This window comes from Streptococcus dentiloxodontae, assembly GCF_053206925.1.
Genome location: NZ_JBRUHR010000024.1, coordinates 1 through 15,788, shown reverse-complemented (window position 1 = coordinate 15,788; position 15,788 = coordinate 1). Strand labels below are relative to the sequence as shown.

Below are 15,788 nucleotides of genomic sequence, written 5' to 3'. Positions count from 1 at the left end.
GACTCAAGCTTTTTATAGTGTGGGATGAATATAAAAGCGTTTATCATCAATAGGGACAATGCTAACAGGGCTTTGGTAAAAGTCAGTTAACACTTTAGGTGTAATAATTTCTGCCTTAGAACCTTGGGCGATAACCTCTCCTTGACGCAGCAGTAAAATATGATCCATTCTTTCTGTGATTTCCTCAGCATGGTGGGTCACATAAATCACTAAGGGAGCATGTGGCAGCTCTGCAATTTTATCAATCTGGCGCAGCAATTTTTCTCGGGCAAAAAGATCTAAGCCGCTGGTAGCTTCATCTAGGATAATGATGTCGGGGTCTTCCATGAGGCTGCGGGCAATGAGGACAATCTGCTTTTCTCCCTGAGACAAGGTAAAATATTGGCGGTCAATCAAATCCGAAGCACCCAAAGAACACAGCATTTGGCGGGCTTCTTCTAACTCGGCTTCACCGTAGGCTTTAAAGAGAATGGAGCTTTTATATTTGCCTGTTAGGACGATTTTATCAGCTTTAAGGTGTTTGGGGAGGCGCTCCGTGATAAAAGAGCTGACAATGCCAATGCGCTTGCGTAAGTCGGTAATATCACCGTGTCCAAAGTGGTGATCCAGAATTTCTATATCACCTGAAGAAGGAAAAAATTCTGCCATGATCAATTTGAGTAATGTCGACTTTCCTGCCCCATTTAGTCCTAAAATAGCCCAAGTTTCCCCCTTTTCGACGGTCCAGCTGATATTAGACAATAAGATTTTTCCTTGACGGCTGAGGGTGACATTTTTCATGGAAATCAGTGGCATAGCAAGGCTCCTTGTGATGATAATTTTGTCCTTATTATAACATAAAATTCTACGATATTAAGCCAGATTGTGATATAATAAGCCGTATATACTTATTCAGAGGAGAATACATCCATGGAAGACTCTAGTGGTCAGTCCTTGTTATTTCAATTTATTTTATTATTGATTTTAACTCTTTTAAATGCCTTTTTTTCAGCATCTGAGATGGCTTTAGTGTCACTAAATCGCTCGCGCGTAGAACAAAAAGCAGAAGAAGGAGATAAAAAATATATTCGCTTGTTAAGGGTTCTGGAGAATCCCAATAATTTTCTTTCAACAATTCAGGTCGGCATTACCTTTATCAGTCTCTTGCAAGGGGCAAGTCTTTCAGCTTCACTGGGAACTGTTATTGCAGGATGGTTTGGTAATTTTGCTTGGGCAAGATCAGCAGGTTCAATCATTTCTCTGATTTTTTTGACCTATATCTCTATCGTCTTGGGAGAGCTTTATCCCAAACGTATTGCCATGAATCTTAAGGAAAATTTAGCAGTTGTTTCGGCTCCAGTGATCATCTTACTGGGGAAAATAGTTAGTCCCTTTGTCTGGCTGCTTTCGGCTTCAACCAATCTGCTCAGCCGATTGACCCCTATGGAATTTGACGATGCAGATGAGCAGATGACTCGAGATGAGATTGAGTACATGCTGACTAAGAGTGATGAAACTTTAGAAGCAGAAGAAATTGAAATGCTGCAGGGAGTCTTTTCATTGGATGAGCTGATGGCGCGTGAAGTCATGGTTCCTCGGACAGATGCTTTCATGATTGATATTGAAGATGATACTCAAGAAAATATTCAAGCTATTCTCAAGCAAAGTTTCTCTCGGATCCCTGTCTATGAAGGGGATAAAGATAAGGTGATTGGCGTCATTCACACTAAAAAATTGCTAAGTGCAGGTTTTGAACTTGGTTTTGATCATGTCAAACTGCGCCGCATTATGCAAGAACCGCTTTTTGTTCCAGAAACGGTTTTCGTGGATGATTTGCTCAAGTCTTTTCGTAACACCAATAACCAGATTGCCATTCTAAAAGACGAATACGGCGGTGTGGCTGGGATTGTAACTCTGGAGGATCTTCTTGAAGAAATTGTCGGAGACATTGACGATGAAAGCGACAAGACCAATATTGACGTTCGTGAAATTGCCAAAGACACCTATATTGTTCTGGGAACCATGACACTGAATGATTTCAATGAATATTTTGATACTGAATTAGAAAGTGATGATGTTGATACCATTGCTGGTTATTATCTGACTGGTGTCGGTACCATTCCTTCTCAGGAAGAAAAAGAGACTTTTGAGGTAGAGAGTAAGGACAAGCAGCTGGAACTCATCAACGACAAGGTAAAAGAAGGCCGTGTAACCAAGCTTAAGTTGATTATCAGCCGCATTGAGCCAATTGAAGAAGCTGGTTAATTCAGCCTGTCAATTTGATTTGTCTAAAGATATGATGGCGAGATAATTAGAGTAAGATGAAAAAAGCAATGAATTGAATCGCAAAAAAAGAGCAGTTCTTTGCTTTTTTAGTTGGACTTGTGTATTTAAGGCAGCAATCGAAAATTGAAAATAACTACTCAGCCATTATCCTGTAAAAAGATTTTCCGAAAATGTGATTCCCTTAGATAAGGTCTCAAACAATGCTGTGGACAGCATGCTATAATGGCCATTTATCATATGTATTAAGATTTTTAAATCTGTTTTTTAGAAAATTTACAGAAAAATTCTCTTTTTAAGTTTTATTTATGCTATAATGTAGGATAGTTACGATTTTATTAATGGGAGACTTAAACATGAAATCCAAAAAAGTTGTATTTAGTTCACTTGCAGTGGCTGCTTTGTTGGCAGCAGGAAGCCTTTCACCATTGGCCTCGGCTGATGATTTTGCCGGAACACCAGCCTCTGCATCGTCATCTTCAACACCAACCTCTTCGTCAGTATCTGAAGATAATCTTGCAAATAATAATGCGGCCAATACGCCTAGCTCAAGTTCGAATTCGGCCGTACCAGCTGCAAGCTCAGAGTCATCGTCTAATGCAGCGGCAGCAGATCCAAATGCTGGTGCTAATGCAGGAGCAGCGGATCCAGCGTCCTCTTCGTCAGTAGCGGGTTCAGCTTCATCAGCCAATGCAGCAGCAGCGGCAGATCCAAATGCAGCAACATCAGCAACTTCAATGGATCCAGTTCAAATCCCTAACGGTCAAACGATTGTTGGAACAACAAATGGTCAGGTAATCGTTCAAAACACGGATGGTTCAACGCAAACTGTTCCAGCTGAAGCGGTTGGCTTCACCCTAAATCAAGACGGTACATTGACTGGTACAGATGCTTCAGGTCGAAATGTAACTCTTCCAAACACGGGTGAGGATTCGACAGGTTCAGCTTACGCTGCTCTTGTGGGAACATTTGCAGTAGCGGCAGCGGCTTTCTTTGGATTTAAGAAAAAAGCAAACTAATTTATTAAAGATAAAGCAGGGGTAAAAGCCTGCTTTTTTACATGTTTTGGATATGATATTTTGGCATAGTAGTTGGGAGACATTGAATGAGCCTGCTGTATTTATGAGTGGTATAGTATAGATAAGAAAAGATTAGAGATTATTATAGTATAGCTTTGATGAATGGTAGAAGTATTTATAAGACCTTCGGCCGCAAAAATAGTATAATAGAAGTAAGAAAAAACGGTTACAGGAGGTTGTTATGACAGAAGTTGATTACGGTCAAGTGACAGGAATGGTTCATTCAACCGAAAGTTTTGGATCGGTTGACGGTCCGGGAATTCGCTTTGTTATTTTTATGCAGGGCTGTAAGCTGCGCTGTCAGTATTGTCATAATCCTGATACTTGGGAGATGGAGACCAATAAGTCTCAAGAGCGGACGGTTGATGATGTCTTAAGCGAAGCTTTACGCTACAAACATTTTTGGGGAAAGACTGGCGGTATCACGGTTTCTGGCGGTGAAGCTATGCTGCAGATTGAATTTGTTACGGCATTGTTTACCAAGGCAAAAGAGCTGGGCATCCACTGCACTTTGGATACCTGTGGTTTTGCTTACCGTCCAACACCAGAATATCACAAAATTGTGGACAAATTATTGGCGGTGACTGATCTAGTGCTGCTGGATTTGAAAGAAATTAATCCTGAACAGCATAAAATTGTTACCCGTCAGCCTAATAAAAATATTTTGCTATTTGCTCAGTACTTGTCGGACAAGGGGATTCCTGTTTGGATTCGTCATGTTTTAGTGCCTGGTCTGACAGATATTGATGAAGATCTGATTGAACTGGGGAAATTTGTTGAAACGCTTAAAAATGTTGATAAGTTTGAAATTTTGCCTTACCATACTTTAGGAGAATTCAAATGGCGAGAACTCGGTATTCCCTATACTTTAGAAGGTGTTAAGCCTCCGACAAGAGACCGTGTTAATAATGCTAAGAAACTTATGCATACAGAATCTTATACAGAATACCGCAACCGTATTGGTGCTAAATAATTTATTAAAATAGTTTGGAATATTATTTCCAAACTATTTTTTACAAGTTGAAGGGAGATTTTAAAATAAGGAAACATCATGATTTTTAAGGAAGTTTCTTGTTTGAAAATAAGTGCTATTTGACATTAAAAAAACGGTTCAGCTATGCTGAAGAAAAAGCCGATACCACCTAAAAAAGGCGGGACCTCAGTCCCAACCTCTTATAGGAGTTAGAAAGTTTTTTCTGAATCCCGAACGATTAAAAGATCAACATGAGCATGGCGCAAAATATATTCTGAAGACGAACCAATCAGGAGGCGTTCAAAGGTATTAAGACCTGTTGCACCGACCATGATGAGATCAACTCCTTCTTTGTTTGGAATATCATGAGCCAAGAGACGTTTAGGATTACCAAATTCGATGATCTGACGAACCTTTGTAAGCCCGGCCTCCCGAGCTTGTTTTTCATAATCGGCCAGAACTTGCTTGGCTTCTTCTTCCAATTTTTCGTAGATATAGGTATCAAATGTCGCCACACTTTGGAGGGCGCGTGTGTCAATCACATGGACAAGAAGCAATTCTGCATCATTGCGCTTGGCAACATTAACTCCTTTGAAAAAAGCGAGTTCAGATTCGTAGGAGCCATCAATAGCGACCATGATACGTTGATATTTGTGAGACATAAGCTTTACCTCCTTTTGTTGCTTTCATTATACTCCTTTTCAGGAAAAAATGAAAGCGGTCTTATGTTTTTACTGATTATTTTTGTTAAAATAGAAGCATGATACAATCTATAAAAACTGTTCTGACAGATTTATATACCCATAAATTTACTTATATTTTAAGAGCTACCCTTTTGCAGCTAGGCGTGACAGTGGTAGGCGGTTTCGTTTTATCGGCTATTTTTCAATCTATTCTCGTATCAATAGAAGTGCCAGGCCTGACAACAGATAATTTGTCAAGTTTCTTTGGAAATCCCTTAACCGTTTTTCTACTTTTCGTCTACTTGTTTAGTTTGGCTTTCTTTATTTACCTTGAATTTTCTTTGTTGGTAGAAATTATTAGGCATAAAGAAGCCCGTCTGCGTTTGGGTCTGAAACGTCTGAAAGAAGATAGCCTCAATTTTTTCAAGTCTGTGGCTTCTTGGCATATTTTGGCTTTTTTAATCTATCTTTTGCTGACTATACCGTTTTTGAAAATTCTTTTTTCATCTAGTCTGGTAGAAAATATTTATATTCCCAAATTTATTTCAGCAGAATTAATGAAAAGTCTAAGCGGGAAAATACTCTATGGCAGTTTATATGCTGTATTAGCTTACTTGAACCTGCGTTTTATCTATACTTTACCTCTAACCGTGACAGGTAAGGGGGAGCGATTTGCAGAAAATATGAAAGAAAGCTGGCGTTTGACTAAGGGAAGAAATATCTTTAGTTTAATTGGTCTCTTACCACTCTTATTTCTGCTTTTATTAGCTTTAAATTTGGTCGGTTTACTTTTTGTGGGAGCGGCTAGCTTTTTAGATAGCAATACCAGCAACAATATCGTGGAAACCGTCTTTCTTTGCATGGTTTGGGGGATTCATTTTGGAGGAAACCTTCTTTTTAAACTGGCTTTTTTATCTTATTTATTGGCTCTTTTGGGAAAAGAACAGGCTGATTTTGCTGAACAGCAGGCAGAACAGTTTAAACAGCATCGTATTTGGGCTTTGTCAATCCTCTTGATTGTTATAGGAGGCGTCAGCTATTTTCTAAAAAGCCAAGAGGATCTCAGTGGAGATCCCAGAAAAATTGCGGTGATTGCCCATCGCGGTGATGTCAATAAGGGTGTTGAAAATTCTCTTGAAGCGCTTGAAGCTGCTGCTAAAGAAGGCGCAGATTATGTGGAAATGGATGTTATCCTGTCTAAGGATGGCCAATTTGTGGTTAGTCATGATGATAATTTGGAGCGTTTAACGGGTAAATCTCTTAAAATATCGGAATCCAAGGCTAGCGATGTTGTTGGCTTACCTATAAAGCAAAATACTTTCAAAAGTCAGCTGGTCTCCTTTGAAACTTATGTCAATAAAGCTAAAGAGCTTGGTGTTAAGCTCTTGATCGAATTGAAGCCAACTGGGTCAGAGCCCAGTAATTATGAACAACTTTTTGTTCAAAAACTGGAGGAACTAGGGGGTGTCAAGGAGTACCTTGTTATGTCCTTAGATTTGAAAACGATTGAGAAAGTAGAACAACTGAATTCATCTATCAAAACCGGTGATACCATTTCATTTCAAATTGGTGATTTTGCCAGTAAGACAGTTGATTTTTACGCTATAGAAGATTTTTCCTATCAAAACTGGCTGGCCAGCTGGGCTCATGCAGCCAACAAACAGGTATTTGCCTGGACAATTAATTCAGAAGAAGATATTGAAAATTATTTACAAAAACCTGTGGACGGTATTATTACCGATTACCCCAGTTTAGTTGTTGCCAAACAGAAGGAATTAGCCAAGGATGATAGTTACATGGACTATTTTCTACGTCTTATGAATCTCTCTTAGTCTAGTTTGAATCTTCAAGTGAAAAGCGGTATAATGTAGACTAAATTAGTCTCGGGAAGGATAAACTCATGAAACAATTTGATAAATCGTCCAAATTAGATGATGTTGCTTATGATATTCGTGGTCCCGTATTGGACGAAGCTAATCGTATGATTGCTAATGGTGAGAAAATTCTCCGTCTAAACACAGGTAATCCAGCAGAATTTGGTTTTACAGCACCGGATGAGGTCATCCGTGATTTAATTCGCAATGCAAGAAGCAGCGAAGGCTATTCAGATAGTAGGGGAATTTTTTCTGCTCGTAAGGCTATTATGCAGTATTGTCAGCTCAAAGGTTTCCCTAATTTGGATATTGATGATATTTATCTTGGCAATGGTGTATCAGAGATGATTTCTATTTCTCTTCAGGCTCTTTTGGATAATGGCGATGAGGTCTTAGTTCCCATGCCGGATTATCCGCTTTGGACAGCTACGGTTAGTCTAGCTGGCGGTCATGCGGTGCATTATCTCTGCGATGAACAGGCTGATTGGATTCCTGATATTGGCGATATTAAGTCAAAGATCACTTCAAATACCAAAGCTATTGTCGTTATTAATCCTAATAATCCTACGGGTGCTCTTTATTCAAAAGATGTTCTTGAAGAAATTGTTGAACTAGCCCGTCAAAATGATTTGATTATCTTTGCCGATGAAATTTATGACCGTATGGTTATGGATGGTGAAAAACATACCGCTATTGCTAGTCTGGCTCCTGATGTTTTCTGCGTTTCTATGAATGGCTTGTCCAAATCTCATCGTATTTGCGGTTTTCGTGTTGGCTGGATGGTTCTGTCTGGACCTAAAAAACATGTGAGAGGTTATATTGAAGGTCTTAATATGCTGGCTAATATGCGTTTATGTTCCAACGTGTTGGGTCAGCAAGTCGTTCAAACCTCTCTGGGCGGTTACCAGTCGGGAGATGAGCTGCTGTTGCCGGGCGGCCGTATCTATGAGCAGCGTAATTTCATTCACAAAGCCATCAATGACATTCCGGGTTTGTCGGCGATGAAACCTAAGGCCGGACTTTACATTTTCCCTAAAATTGATCAAAACATGTATCGGATTGATGATGATGAGCAATTTGTGCTGCGCCTTTTGCAAAAAGAAAAGGTTATGCTGGTACATGGCCGCGGCTTCAACTGGAAGGATCCTGATCACTTCCGCATCGTTTATTTGCCAACAGTAGAAGATTTGACCGAGGTGCAAGAAAAAATTACCCGTGTTTTGTCTTATTATCGAAGATAAAACAATGAGGTTGGGACAAACCATGATGATTGCTGTGCAATCACCCACAGAAGAGGTAATCGTGAAGATTACGTATAAAAAGTTCCTCTAGGATTGTCATATAAATAACCGTAACAGTTTGACGCAGTGGTTGGGAGTAAGACTTATTGGTTTAGCCAACTTAGTCTTACCCCTGCATAGTCCAGTGGACTGTTTCAGGTCAGCAACTAAAAACTAGGACTTGCTGAGAAATCGATTTCTACGAAATCCCGATTCGCTGTTTTGTTTTTAAGCTCATGAAGAAAACATCCACTGGATATTTTCTTTGTCTCACTCCCTTTTTATTAAAAAATATAAGATAAAGAATAGTAAAATAATAGGCAATTTTCAGACAATTGTTTGCAATTCAACCCTGTCCTATGTTATAATAAATCTGTATGTAATCTGGGACAGCTGGATAAGTATGACTATTATCAAGGCAGCCAGATAAAGACTATGATTTAAAGAAAGTGACGAAATTCTATGGCAAATTTATTATCGAAAACTCGCAAAATCACGTCTATTTTGCAGCGTTCAGTTGACAGTTTAGAAGGGGAGCTTCCTTATAATAATATGGCAGCTCAGCTGGCAGATATCATTGACTGCAATGCGGCAATTGTCAATGGCGGTGGGGTTATTCTCGGCTATGCTATGAAGTACAAAACCAACACTGATCGTGTGGAAGAGTTCTTTGAAGCTAAGCAGCTGCCAGAAGAATACGTGCGCGGTATTAGCCGTGTCTATGATACTGAGGAAAACTTGTCCGTTGAGAGCGATTTGACAATTTTTCCAGTAGAGTCTAAGGACGATTTTCCAGATGGTTTGACAACAATTGCTCCAATTTACGGAGGCGGAATGCGTCTTGGTTCTTTCATTATTTGGCGTAATGATCATGAATTTGTAGATGAGGATTTGATTCTCGTTGAGATTGCTTCAACCGTTGTTGGTTTGCAGCTGCTCAATCTTCAAACCGAAAATCTTGAAGAAACAATCCGTAAACAAACAGCTATTAACATGGCCATCAATACCCTATCCTATTCTGAAATCAAGGCAGTTTCTGCTATCTTAAATGAGCTGGATGGTTTGGAAGGACGTCTTACAGCTTCTGTTGTTGCAGATCGTATCGGTATTACCCGTTCGGTTATTGTCAATGCTTTGCGTAAGCTGGAGTCGGCAGGAATTATTGAAAGCCGTTCTCTTGGAATGAAAGGAACCTATCTTAAAGTTATTAACGAAGGTATCTTTGATAAGTTAAAGGACTATGAATAAATCATAAAAACACTGTATTGCATGGGCTGTTAAGCTTAATAATCAACTGTTAGAAAAAGGGAGTGGGACAAACGATGATTTCAGAGAAATCTATTTTGTTACTCACTCCCTTTTTATAGATAAAAGGAGACAAAATGACTAAAGCACTGATTTCGATTGATTATACCTATGATTTTGTGGCTGATGATGGTAAACTGACAGCAGGGAAACCAGCTCAAGCCATTTCTGAGCGGATTGCTCAGGTGACTCAAGAGGCCTACGACCGCGGTGATTATATCTTTTTTGCTATTGACGGGCATGATGAAGGTGATAGTTTCCACCCTGAAACCAAACTGTTTCCACCTCATAACATCAAAGGAACCGCAGGGCGTGCTCTTTTTGGGCCTCTGGCCGATTTTTATGACAATAGCAGAGCAGACAGCCGAGTTTTCTGGATGGATAAACGGCATTATTCAGCCTTTTCAGGGACGGATCTTGACATTCGTCTGCGGGAACGAGATGTTAAAACGATCATTTTAACCGGTGTCCTGTCTGATATCTGCGTTCTTCATACCGCTATTGATGCCTACAATCTCGGCTACAAGATCGAGGTTGTCAGCAGCGCTATTGCCTCCATCACCGAAGAAGCTCATCAGTTCGCGCTGGGACATATGAAAAATGTCTTAGGAGCGAAAATTTTGGACTGATGCTTGACTTACAAGGAGTCGCAAAGCTAATTTTAAAAACAATGTCTAATTTTTTAGCTCAAAATCCTGATTTATCAAGTAATAATATGTTGAGTTAGACAAAAAGGCTAGCTAAAAATATGGGAGGCTAGTCTTTTAATGCATTTAGCAGAGAAAAATAAAAAGGATGGAATGATTTTTCGATAGTATCATGAACACGAAATCACTTTATAGTGTCTATTTGTTTCCTGCATTCATTCAGATTATTTTGTTGGCTGTCCTTGCTGGTTTATTAAAGATGACGGGAGTTGAACTGGGATACCATTCCGTTTTGGGAATTGTTCTTATCGTTTTAGCTGGGGTCTCATCAGCCTTTTGGGGAGTCATTTATCAGAAGAAATGTCATGGGAAAAGATTTCTAAAAATACTAAGAGAATTTTTAGATGTCAAACAAACCATTAAAACTTATCTACTGGTGACCGCTTTTCTAATATTAGACTTCGGTGCGGTTATCCTTGGTCATGGATTTGAAATCGGTAATTTCTGGCTTCCAATTGTATTTTTTCTGAAAAGCCTGCTATTTGGAGGCATTGAAGAAATTGGTTGGCGTTATTCCTTTCAGACGGATTTAGAGAAAAAAGTTCCCTATTTTTTTGCAACCCTAATCACTTTTGCTTGCTGGGGAGCTTGGCATTTTCTATTCTTTTACATTGATGGAAGTCTGGCAAACGTTGATGTCCCTTTCTTTTTGTTGGGCTTACTGACCAACTCTTTTATTTTATCAGCCTTATTTAACTATTCTGGCAGCTTGTGGATTTGTGCCATGACACATGCTTTTATCAATGCCTTGTCTCAGGTTTCAGTAGATGACAAGGGCGTGACGGGTATTATGTTAAAGGTAATTTGCATTTGCCTTGCGCTTATTGTGGTCCATAGGACAAGGAGAAAAAATTAAGGTAACAAAACCCCATTCGGTAGAGGCCGATGGGGTTCATTTCATTTAAGTGATAAGAAGAGAGCTATTAGATGCAAAATCCAAAGGTGGGCAGGATAGAAAATGTAGAAAAACCATTTATGAATAGGTTTGCTGCTGCCCTTTTGACCATTGTAGAACAGAAGAAATGGCAGGAATAGGAAGCTCAGAGCATCGCTGTTATAACAAAACATGTCAAACCAGCCGCTAAAGCTCTTGTAGTAACCAATATTGAGGTCTGGCCCCCAGAAGATGAAAAGGGGGATGCTCCACAAAATAAAGATGATGAGTTGTTTTGTAGGATTACCATAAAATCCCCAGAAAATCAGCATGAGAAAGAGGATTTGCATGCCGCCTTCTAGCGTCAGACTGAGGTGCTGACCCAAAGGCAGGCCGACAAAGGATAGGGCAAGGCCAATCAGAAAAATCAGAGTTCCCAGAATGATGTTAGTTGATGTTTTGCCATCCTTATCTCTAGCCTTTTGCCAAAAATAGAGAGCACTGTAGCCGACAGCCAAGGTCAGAAAGATATTATCGCTGATGGAGTGTCCCTTACCTAGTAAGAAGATAGAGAGAAAATCTCCTAGTTGCATGAGAATAGCTGCGCTCCACAGGCGAAGCAGGTGTTTTTTGCGATTTCTAGTGTGGAAAAAACCTTCAATCGTCAGGTAGGCGAAAAGCGGTGCGACAAAACGCGTAATGAGGTGTATCCAGCTTGGCAGACCTGGAAATGCAAAGAAAGCAGAGTCCAAGGTCATAAAAATCAAAGCAATATACTTTAGCTGATTAGCATTGAGCAGTTTTATTCTGGTCATAATATCTCCTCCTTTATTAATATCATTGTAGCATGCAGGAAAGGATGTGAACTTACACTTTTGTAAGCCTAAACTAACAAAAATGTAAGAATTGATAGCGCTTCTATCTTGCTTTAAATTTGACCATGATGAATTTAAAAGAAAGTTCTGCTGGAGTAGATTTTTCAGTAGCAAACGGTATTCCATGACGAATGCGTACTTAACTGTTAAAAACAGGCTAAAATATGGTATAATGGCAAAGATTATGTACATGTAGAATGGAGAAAACATGAAAATTTCTGAAGAAGAAGTTCGTCACGTGGCGAACTTGTCTAAGTTAACATTTTCAGACGAGGAAACGGCAGAATTTGCCACAACCTTATCGAAAATTGTTGACATGGTGGAGCTTTTAAATGAAGTTGACACCACTGGTGTACCTATCACCACAACCATGGCAGACCGCAAGACAGTCATGCGTGAAGATGTTGCTGCTGCAGGAGATAACCGCGATGACCTCTTTAAAAATGTGCCGCAGGCTGATGACTACTACATTAAAGTACCAGCTATCCTAGAAGATGGAGGAGATGCCTAATGTCATTTAATAGCAAAACCATTGACGAATTACATGAACTCCTCGTCAAGAAAGAAATCTCAGCGGTCGAATTGACCAAGGCAACATTAGAAGATATCAAAGCACGTGAAACGGCTGTTGATTCTTTTATTACCATTTCAGAAGAGGCTGCGCTGGCACAGGCTAAAGCGGTTGATGAAAAGGGTATTAACGCTGATAATATCATGAGCGGGATTCCCCTTGCGGTCAAGGATAATATCTCAACTAAGGGTATCTTGACGACAGCAGCTTCTAAAATGCTCTATAATTACGAGCCGATTTTTGATGCGACGGCGGTTGAAAAGCTCTATGGCAAGGATATGATTGTCATTGGGAAAACCAACATGGACGAATTTGCCATGGGTGGTTCAACGGAAACCTCTTATTTCAAGAAAACGAAAAATGCTTGGAATCAAGCTAAGGTTCCTGGCGGTTCATCAGGTGGATCTGCAACAGCTGTTGCATCTGGTCAAGTTCGCCTGTCTTTGGGATCTGATACGGGTGGTTCGATCCGCCAACCAGCAGCTTTTAATGGCGTAGTGGGTCTCAAACCAACTTATGGCCGCGTGTCTCGTTTTGGGCTGATTGCTTTTGGTTCATCATTGGATCAGATTGGGCCTTTTGCGCAGACGGTTAAGGAAAATGCACAGCTTTTGAATGTTATTTCAGGACATGATGTCAAGGATTCCACTTCATCAACCAATCAAGTAGCTGACTTTACTGCCAAAATTGGTCAAGACATCAAGGGTATGAAGATTGCTTTACCGAAAGAATATCTTGGTGAGGGAATTGATCCAGCAGTCAAAGAAACCATTCTGGCTGCTGCTAAGCAGTTTGAAAAACTGGGTGCGGTAGTAGAAGAAGTCAGTCTTCCGCACAGTAAGTACGGTGTGGCGGTTTACTACATTATCGCCTCATCAGAAGCTTCATCAAATCTGCAGCGCTTTGATGGCATTCGCTACGGTTACCGTACAGAAAATTACCAAAATTTGGACGACATCTATGTCAATACACGCAGCGAAGGCTTCGGTGACGAAGTCAAACGCCGTATCATGTTGGGAACCTTCAGCCTATCCTCAGGTTACTATGATGCCTACTTCAAAAAAGCTGGCGCTGTGCGTACTTTAATCATCCAAGATTTCGAGAAGGTCTTTGCAGACTATGATTTGATTTTGGGGCCTACTTCTCCAAGTGTGGCTTATGATTTGGACACGCTTAACCATGACCCTGTTGCCATGTATCTGGCAGATATTTTGACAATTCCGGTTAATTTGGCGGGGCTGCCAGGGATTTCTATCCCTGCTGGTTTTGCAGACGGTTTGCCAGTTGGTTTGCAGCTGATCGGTCCAAAATACAGCGAAGAAACTATCTATCAAGCAGCGGCAGCATTTGAGGCAACGACAGACCACCACAAACAGCAGCCTGTGATTTTTGGAGGTAAGGACTAATGAACTTTGAAACAATTATCGGACTTGAAGTTCACGTTGAGCTGAACACCAATTCCAAAATCTTCTCACCAACATCCGCTCACTTTGGCAATGACCAAAATGCCAATACCAATGTCATTGATTGGTCTTTTCCAGGCGTTTTGCCTGTCATGAATAAGGGAGTCATTGATTACGGTATCAAGGCTGCGCTGGCGCTCAATATGGATATCCACCAGCACATGCATTTTGACCGCAAAAATTATTTCTATCCTGATAATCCCAAAGCCTATCAAATTTCTCAATTTGACGAGCCAATTGGTTACAATGGCTGGATTGAGATTGAATTGGAAGATGGATCAAGCAAGAAAATCCGCATTGAACGTGCGCATTTGGAGGAAGATGCGGGTAAAAATACGCACGGGACAGACGGTTATTCCTATGTTGACCTCAACCGCCAAGGCGTTCCCTTGATTGAAATCGTGTCTGAAGCCGACATGCGCAGTCCAGAAGAAGCCTACGCTTACTTGACCGCGCTGAAAGAAGTCATTCAGTACACAGGCATTTCCGACGTGAAGATGGAAGAAGGGTCTATGCGTGTCGATGCCAACATTTCGCTTCGTCCTTATGGTCAAGAAGCATTTGGTGTTAAGACCGAGCTGAAAAACCTTAACTCCTTCAATAACGTCCGTAAGGGACTGGAGTTTGAAGTGGAACGTCAGGCCAAGATTCTTCGTTCGGGCGGTCAGATTCGTCAAGAAACACGCCGCTATGATGAGGCCAATAAAGGAACCATTCTCATGCGGGTCAAGGAAGGTTCTGCGGATTACCGTTACTTCCCAGAACCAGACCTGCCGCTCTTTGAGGTGTCTGATGAGTGGATTGAGGAAGTCCGCACAAGCTTGCCAGAGTTTCCAAAAGAACGCCGCGCTCGCTATGTGGCTGAGCTTGGCTTATCAGCTTATGATGCTGGTCAGTTAACAGCCAGCAAAGCGACTTCTGATTTCTTTGAAAAGGCTGTCGCTTTGGGAGGCGATGCCAAGCAGATTTCCAACTGGCTGCAGGGTGAAGTGGCGCAATTCCTCAACAGTGAAGGCAAAACCATTGAGCAAATTGAGCTAACACCGGAAAATCTGGTCGAAATGATTGCTATCATCGAAGACGGCACGATTTCGTCTAAGATTGCCAAGAAAGTCTTTGTGCATCTGGCTAAAAACGGCGGCGGTGCGCGTGATTATGTGGAAAAAGCTGGACTGGTACAAATTTCAGATCCAGAAGTATTGCTTCCGATTATTCATCAGGTTTTTGCGGACAATGAAGCAGCTGTCGCAGACTTCAAATCCGGCAAACGCAATGCCGACAAAGCCTTTACAGGCTTCCTCATGAAAGCCACCAAAGGGCAGGCCAACCCACAGGTTGCTCTTAAGCTTTTGGCACAGGAATTGGCCAAGCTGAAAGAAGAATAAGGGATGCTTACTTTTGTCGTACATGTATTGATTGCCCTGTTTATCCTAGCAGTCTTGGCTTTGCCTATTTTCCCTATTGGGTTTGTTTTTTATCTATATCGTGTCTACCGCATTAATCAAGTAAAGAAGTATGACCAAGAATTATATCTTACTGCTGGTACTATTACTCATGAAAGTAAGGGGCGCTATAATCTCTCGGTTTATAGGCACCAAATGGTCTTTTCGCATTATAGCTTTGTGACGGATGCCAATCCGTATGGGAGAGTAGCTGCTCTTAATGGAAGAAAGACGTCTCTGTCCTCTTATCGTCCCTTTCCTACAGGAAAATACCGGCTCTTTGTCAACTGTAGTGGGTGACTTATAACTAAGCACGAGAGAGAATCAGATTGGTTCTCTCTCTTTGCATGTTCAAAGCGATAAGAATTTTAGTTTTAAAGTTTTTGAAGTTTCGAAAGCC

15 protein-coding genes are annotated in these 15,788 nt (G+C 40.8%); 12 read left to right on the top strand and 3 right to left on the bottom strand.

The features are described from left to right. Positions 1-12: 12 nt before the first annotated feature. Positions 13-795, bottom strand: a complete 783-nt coding sequence (locus ACVRZ8_RS09790) for an ABC transporter ATP-binding protein (protein WP_447449143.1) — start codon at positions 793-795, stop codon at positions 13-15. 114 nt (positions 796-909) lie between these two features. Here ACVRZ8_RS09790 and ACVRZ8_RS09785 point away from each other — a divergent pair, with 114 nt between their 5' ends. The 3 genes from ACVRZ8_RS09785 to pflA all read left to right on the top strand — a co-directional run bounded on the left by ACVRZ8_RS09785 (position 910) and on the right by pflA (position 4,314). Then, entirely contained in the window at positions 910-2,244 is a 1,335-nt protein-coding gene (locus tag ACVRZ8_RS09785) for a hemolysin family protein (RefSeq protein WP_447449142.1), read from the top strand. Between the two features lie 374 nt (positions 2,245-2,618). Continuing rightward, positions 2,619-3,281 (top strand): LPXTG cell wall anchor domain-containing protein, encoded by a 663-nt coding sequence (locus ACVRZ8_RS09780; RefSeq protein ID WP_447449140.1) that lies wholly within the window; start codon positions 2,619-2,621, stop codon positions 3,279-3,281. A gap of 241 nt (positions 3,282-3,522) precedes the next feature. Beyond that, positions 3,523-4,314 (top strand): pyruvate formate-lyase-activating protein, encoded by a 792-nt coding sequence (gene pflA, locus ACVRZ8_RS09775; protein ID WP_447449139.1) that lies wholly within the window; start codon positions 3,523-3,525, stop codon positions 4,312-4,314. 209 nt (positions 4,315-4,523) lie between these two features. Here the strand turns inward: pflA and ACVRZ8_RS09770 are convergent, their stop codons facing one another. Beyond that, positions 4,524-4,976: a universal stress protein gene (locus ACVRZ8_RS09770; protein WP_447449138.1), complete on the bottom strand. Its 453-nt coding sequence runs from the start codon at positions 4,974-4,976 to the stop codon at positions 4,524-4,526. Positions 4,977-5,074: 98 nt separating this feature from the next. Here ACVRZ8_RS09770 and ACVRZ8_RS09765 point away from each other — a divergent pair, with 98 nt between their 5' ends. From ACVRZ8_RS09765 to ACVRZ8_RS09745, 5 genes are all read left to right on the top strand, one after another. Next, positions 5,075-6,829, top strand: a complete 1,755-nt coding sequence (locus ACVRZ8_RS09765) for a glycerophosphodiester phosphodiesterase (protein ID WP_447449137.1) — start codon at positions 5,075-5,077, stop codon at positions 6,827-6,829. Between the two features lie 68 nt (positions 6,830-6,897). Beyond that, a complete protein-coding gene (locus ACVRZ8_RS09760; protein WP_447449136.1) occupies positions 6,898-8,112 on the top strand; it encodes a pyridoxal phosphate-dependent aminotransferase in 1,215 nt (404 codons plus the stop codon). 501 nt (positions 8,113-8,613) lie between these two features. Beyond that, positions 8,614-9,399 (top strand): GTP-sensing pleiotropic transcriptional regulator CodY, encoded by a 786-nt coding sequence (gene codY, locus ACVRZ8_RS09755; RefSeq protein ID WP_447449135.1) that lies wholly within the window; start codon positions 8,614-8,616, stop codon positions 9,397-9,399. A 134-nt stretch (positions 9,400-9,533) separates the two neighbouring features. Beyond that, positions 9,534-10,085, top strand: coding sequence for a cysteine hydrolase family protein (locus tag ACVRZ8_RS09750; protein WP_447449134.1), 552 nt, complete (start codon positions 9,534-9,536; stop codon positions 10,083-10,085). A 190-nt stretch (positions 10,086-10,275) separates the two neighbouring features. Beyond that, the gene (locus tag ACVRZ8_RS09745) at positions 10,276-11,019 is read left to right on the top strand and encodes a CPBP family intramembrane glutamic endopeptidase (protein ID WP_447449133.1); all 744 of its coding nucleotides are present in this window, start codon (positions 10,276-10,278) and stop codon (positions 11,017-11,019) included. 41 nt (positions 11,020-11,060) lie between these two features. Here ACVRZ8_RS09745 and ACVRZ8_RS09740 read toward each other — a convergent pair whose 3' ends face one another. Continuing rightward, positions 11,061-11,852, bottom strand: a complete 792-nt coding sequence (locus ACVRZ8_RS09740; protein WP_447449132.1) for a TraX family protein — start codon at positions 11,850-11,852, stop codon at positions 11,061-11,063. Positions 11,853-12,120: 268 nt separating this feature from the next. On the opposite strand from ACVRZ8_RS09740, the gene gatC reads away from it, so the two are divergent. Genes gatC through ACVRZ8_RS09720 form a run of 4 tightly spaced genes read left to right on the top strand, consistent with a single transcriptional unit; the run spans position 12,121 to position 15,688 of the window. Further along, complete coding sequence (gatC, locus tag ACVRZ8_RS09735; RefSeq protein ID WP_447449131.1) at positions 12,121-12,423, top strand: Asp-tRNA(Asn)/Glu-tRNA(Gln) amidotransferase subunit GatC; 303 nt, start codon at positions 12,121-12,123, stop codon at positions 12,421-12,423. Beyond that, a complete protein-coding gene (gatA, locus tag ACVRZ8_RS09730; protein WP_447449130.1) occupies positions 12,423-13,889 on the top strand; it encodes an Asp-tRNA(Asn)/Glu-tRNA(Gln) amidotransferase subunit GatA in 1,467 nt (488 codons plus the stop codon). Before gatC ends, gatA begins: the two co-directional genes overlap by 1 nt. Further along, positions 13,889-15,331, top strand: a complete 1,443-nt coding sequence (gatB, locus tag ACVRZ8_RS09725; RefSeq protein ID WP_447449129.1) for an Asp-tRNA(Asn)/Glu-tRNA(Gln) amidotransferase subunit GatB — start codon at positions 13,889-13,891, stop codon at positions 15,329-15,331. Before gatA ends, gatB begins: the two co-directional genes overlap by 1 nt. Before the next feature lie 3 nt (positions 15,332-15,334). After that, positions 15,335-15,688 (top strand): hypothetical protein, encoded by a 354-nt coding sequence (locus ACVRZ8_RS09720; RefSeq protein ID WP_447449128.1) that lies wholly within the window; start codon positions 15,335-15,337, stop codon positions 15,686-15,688. The last annotated feature ends 100 nt before the right edge of the window (positions 15,689-15,788 follow it).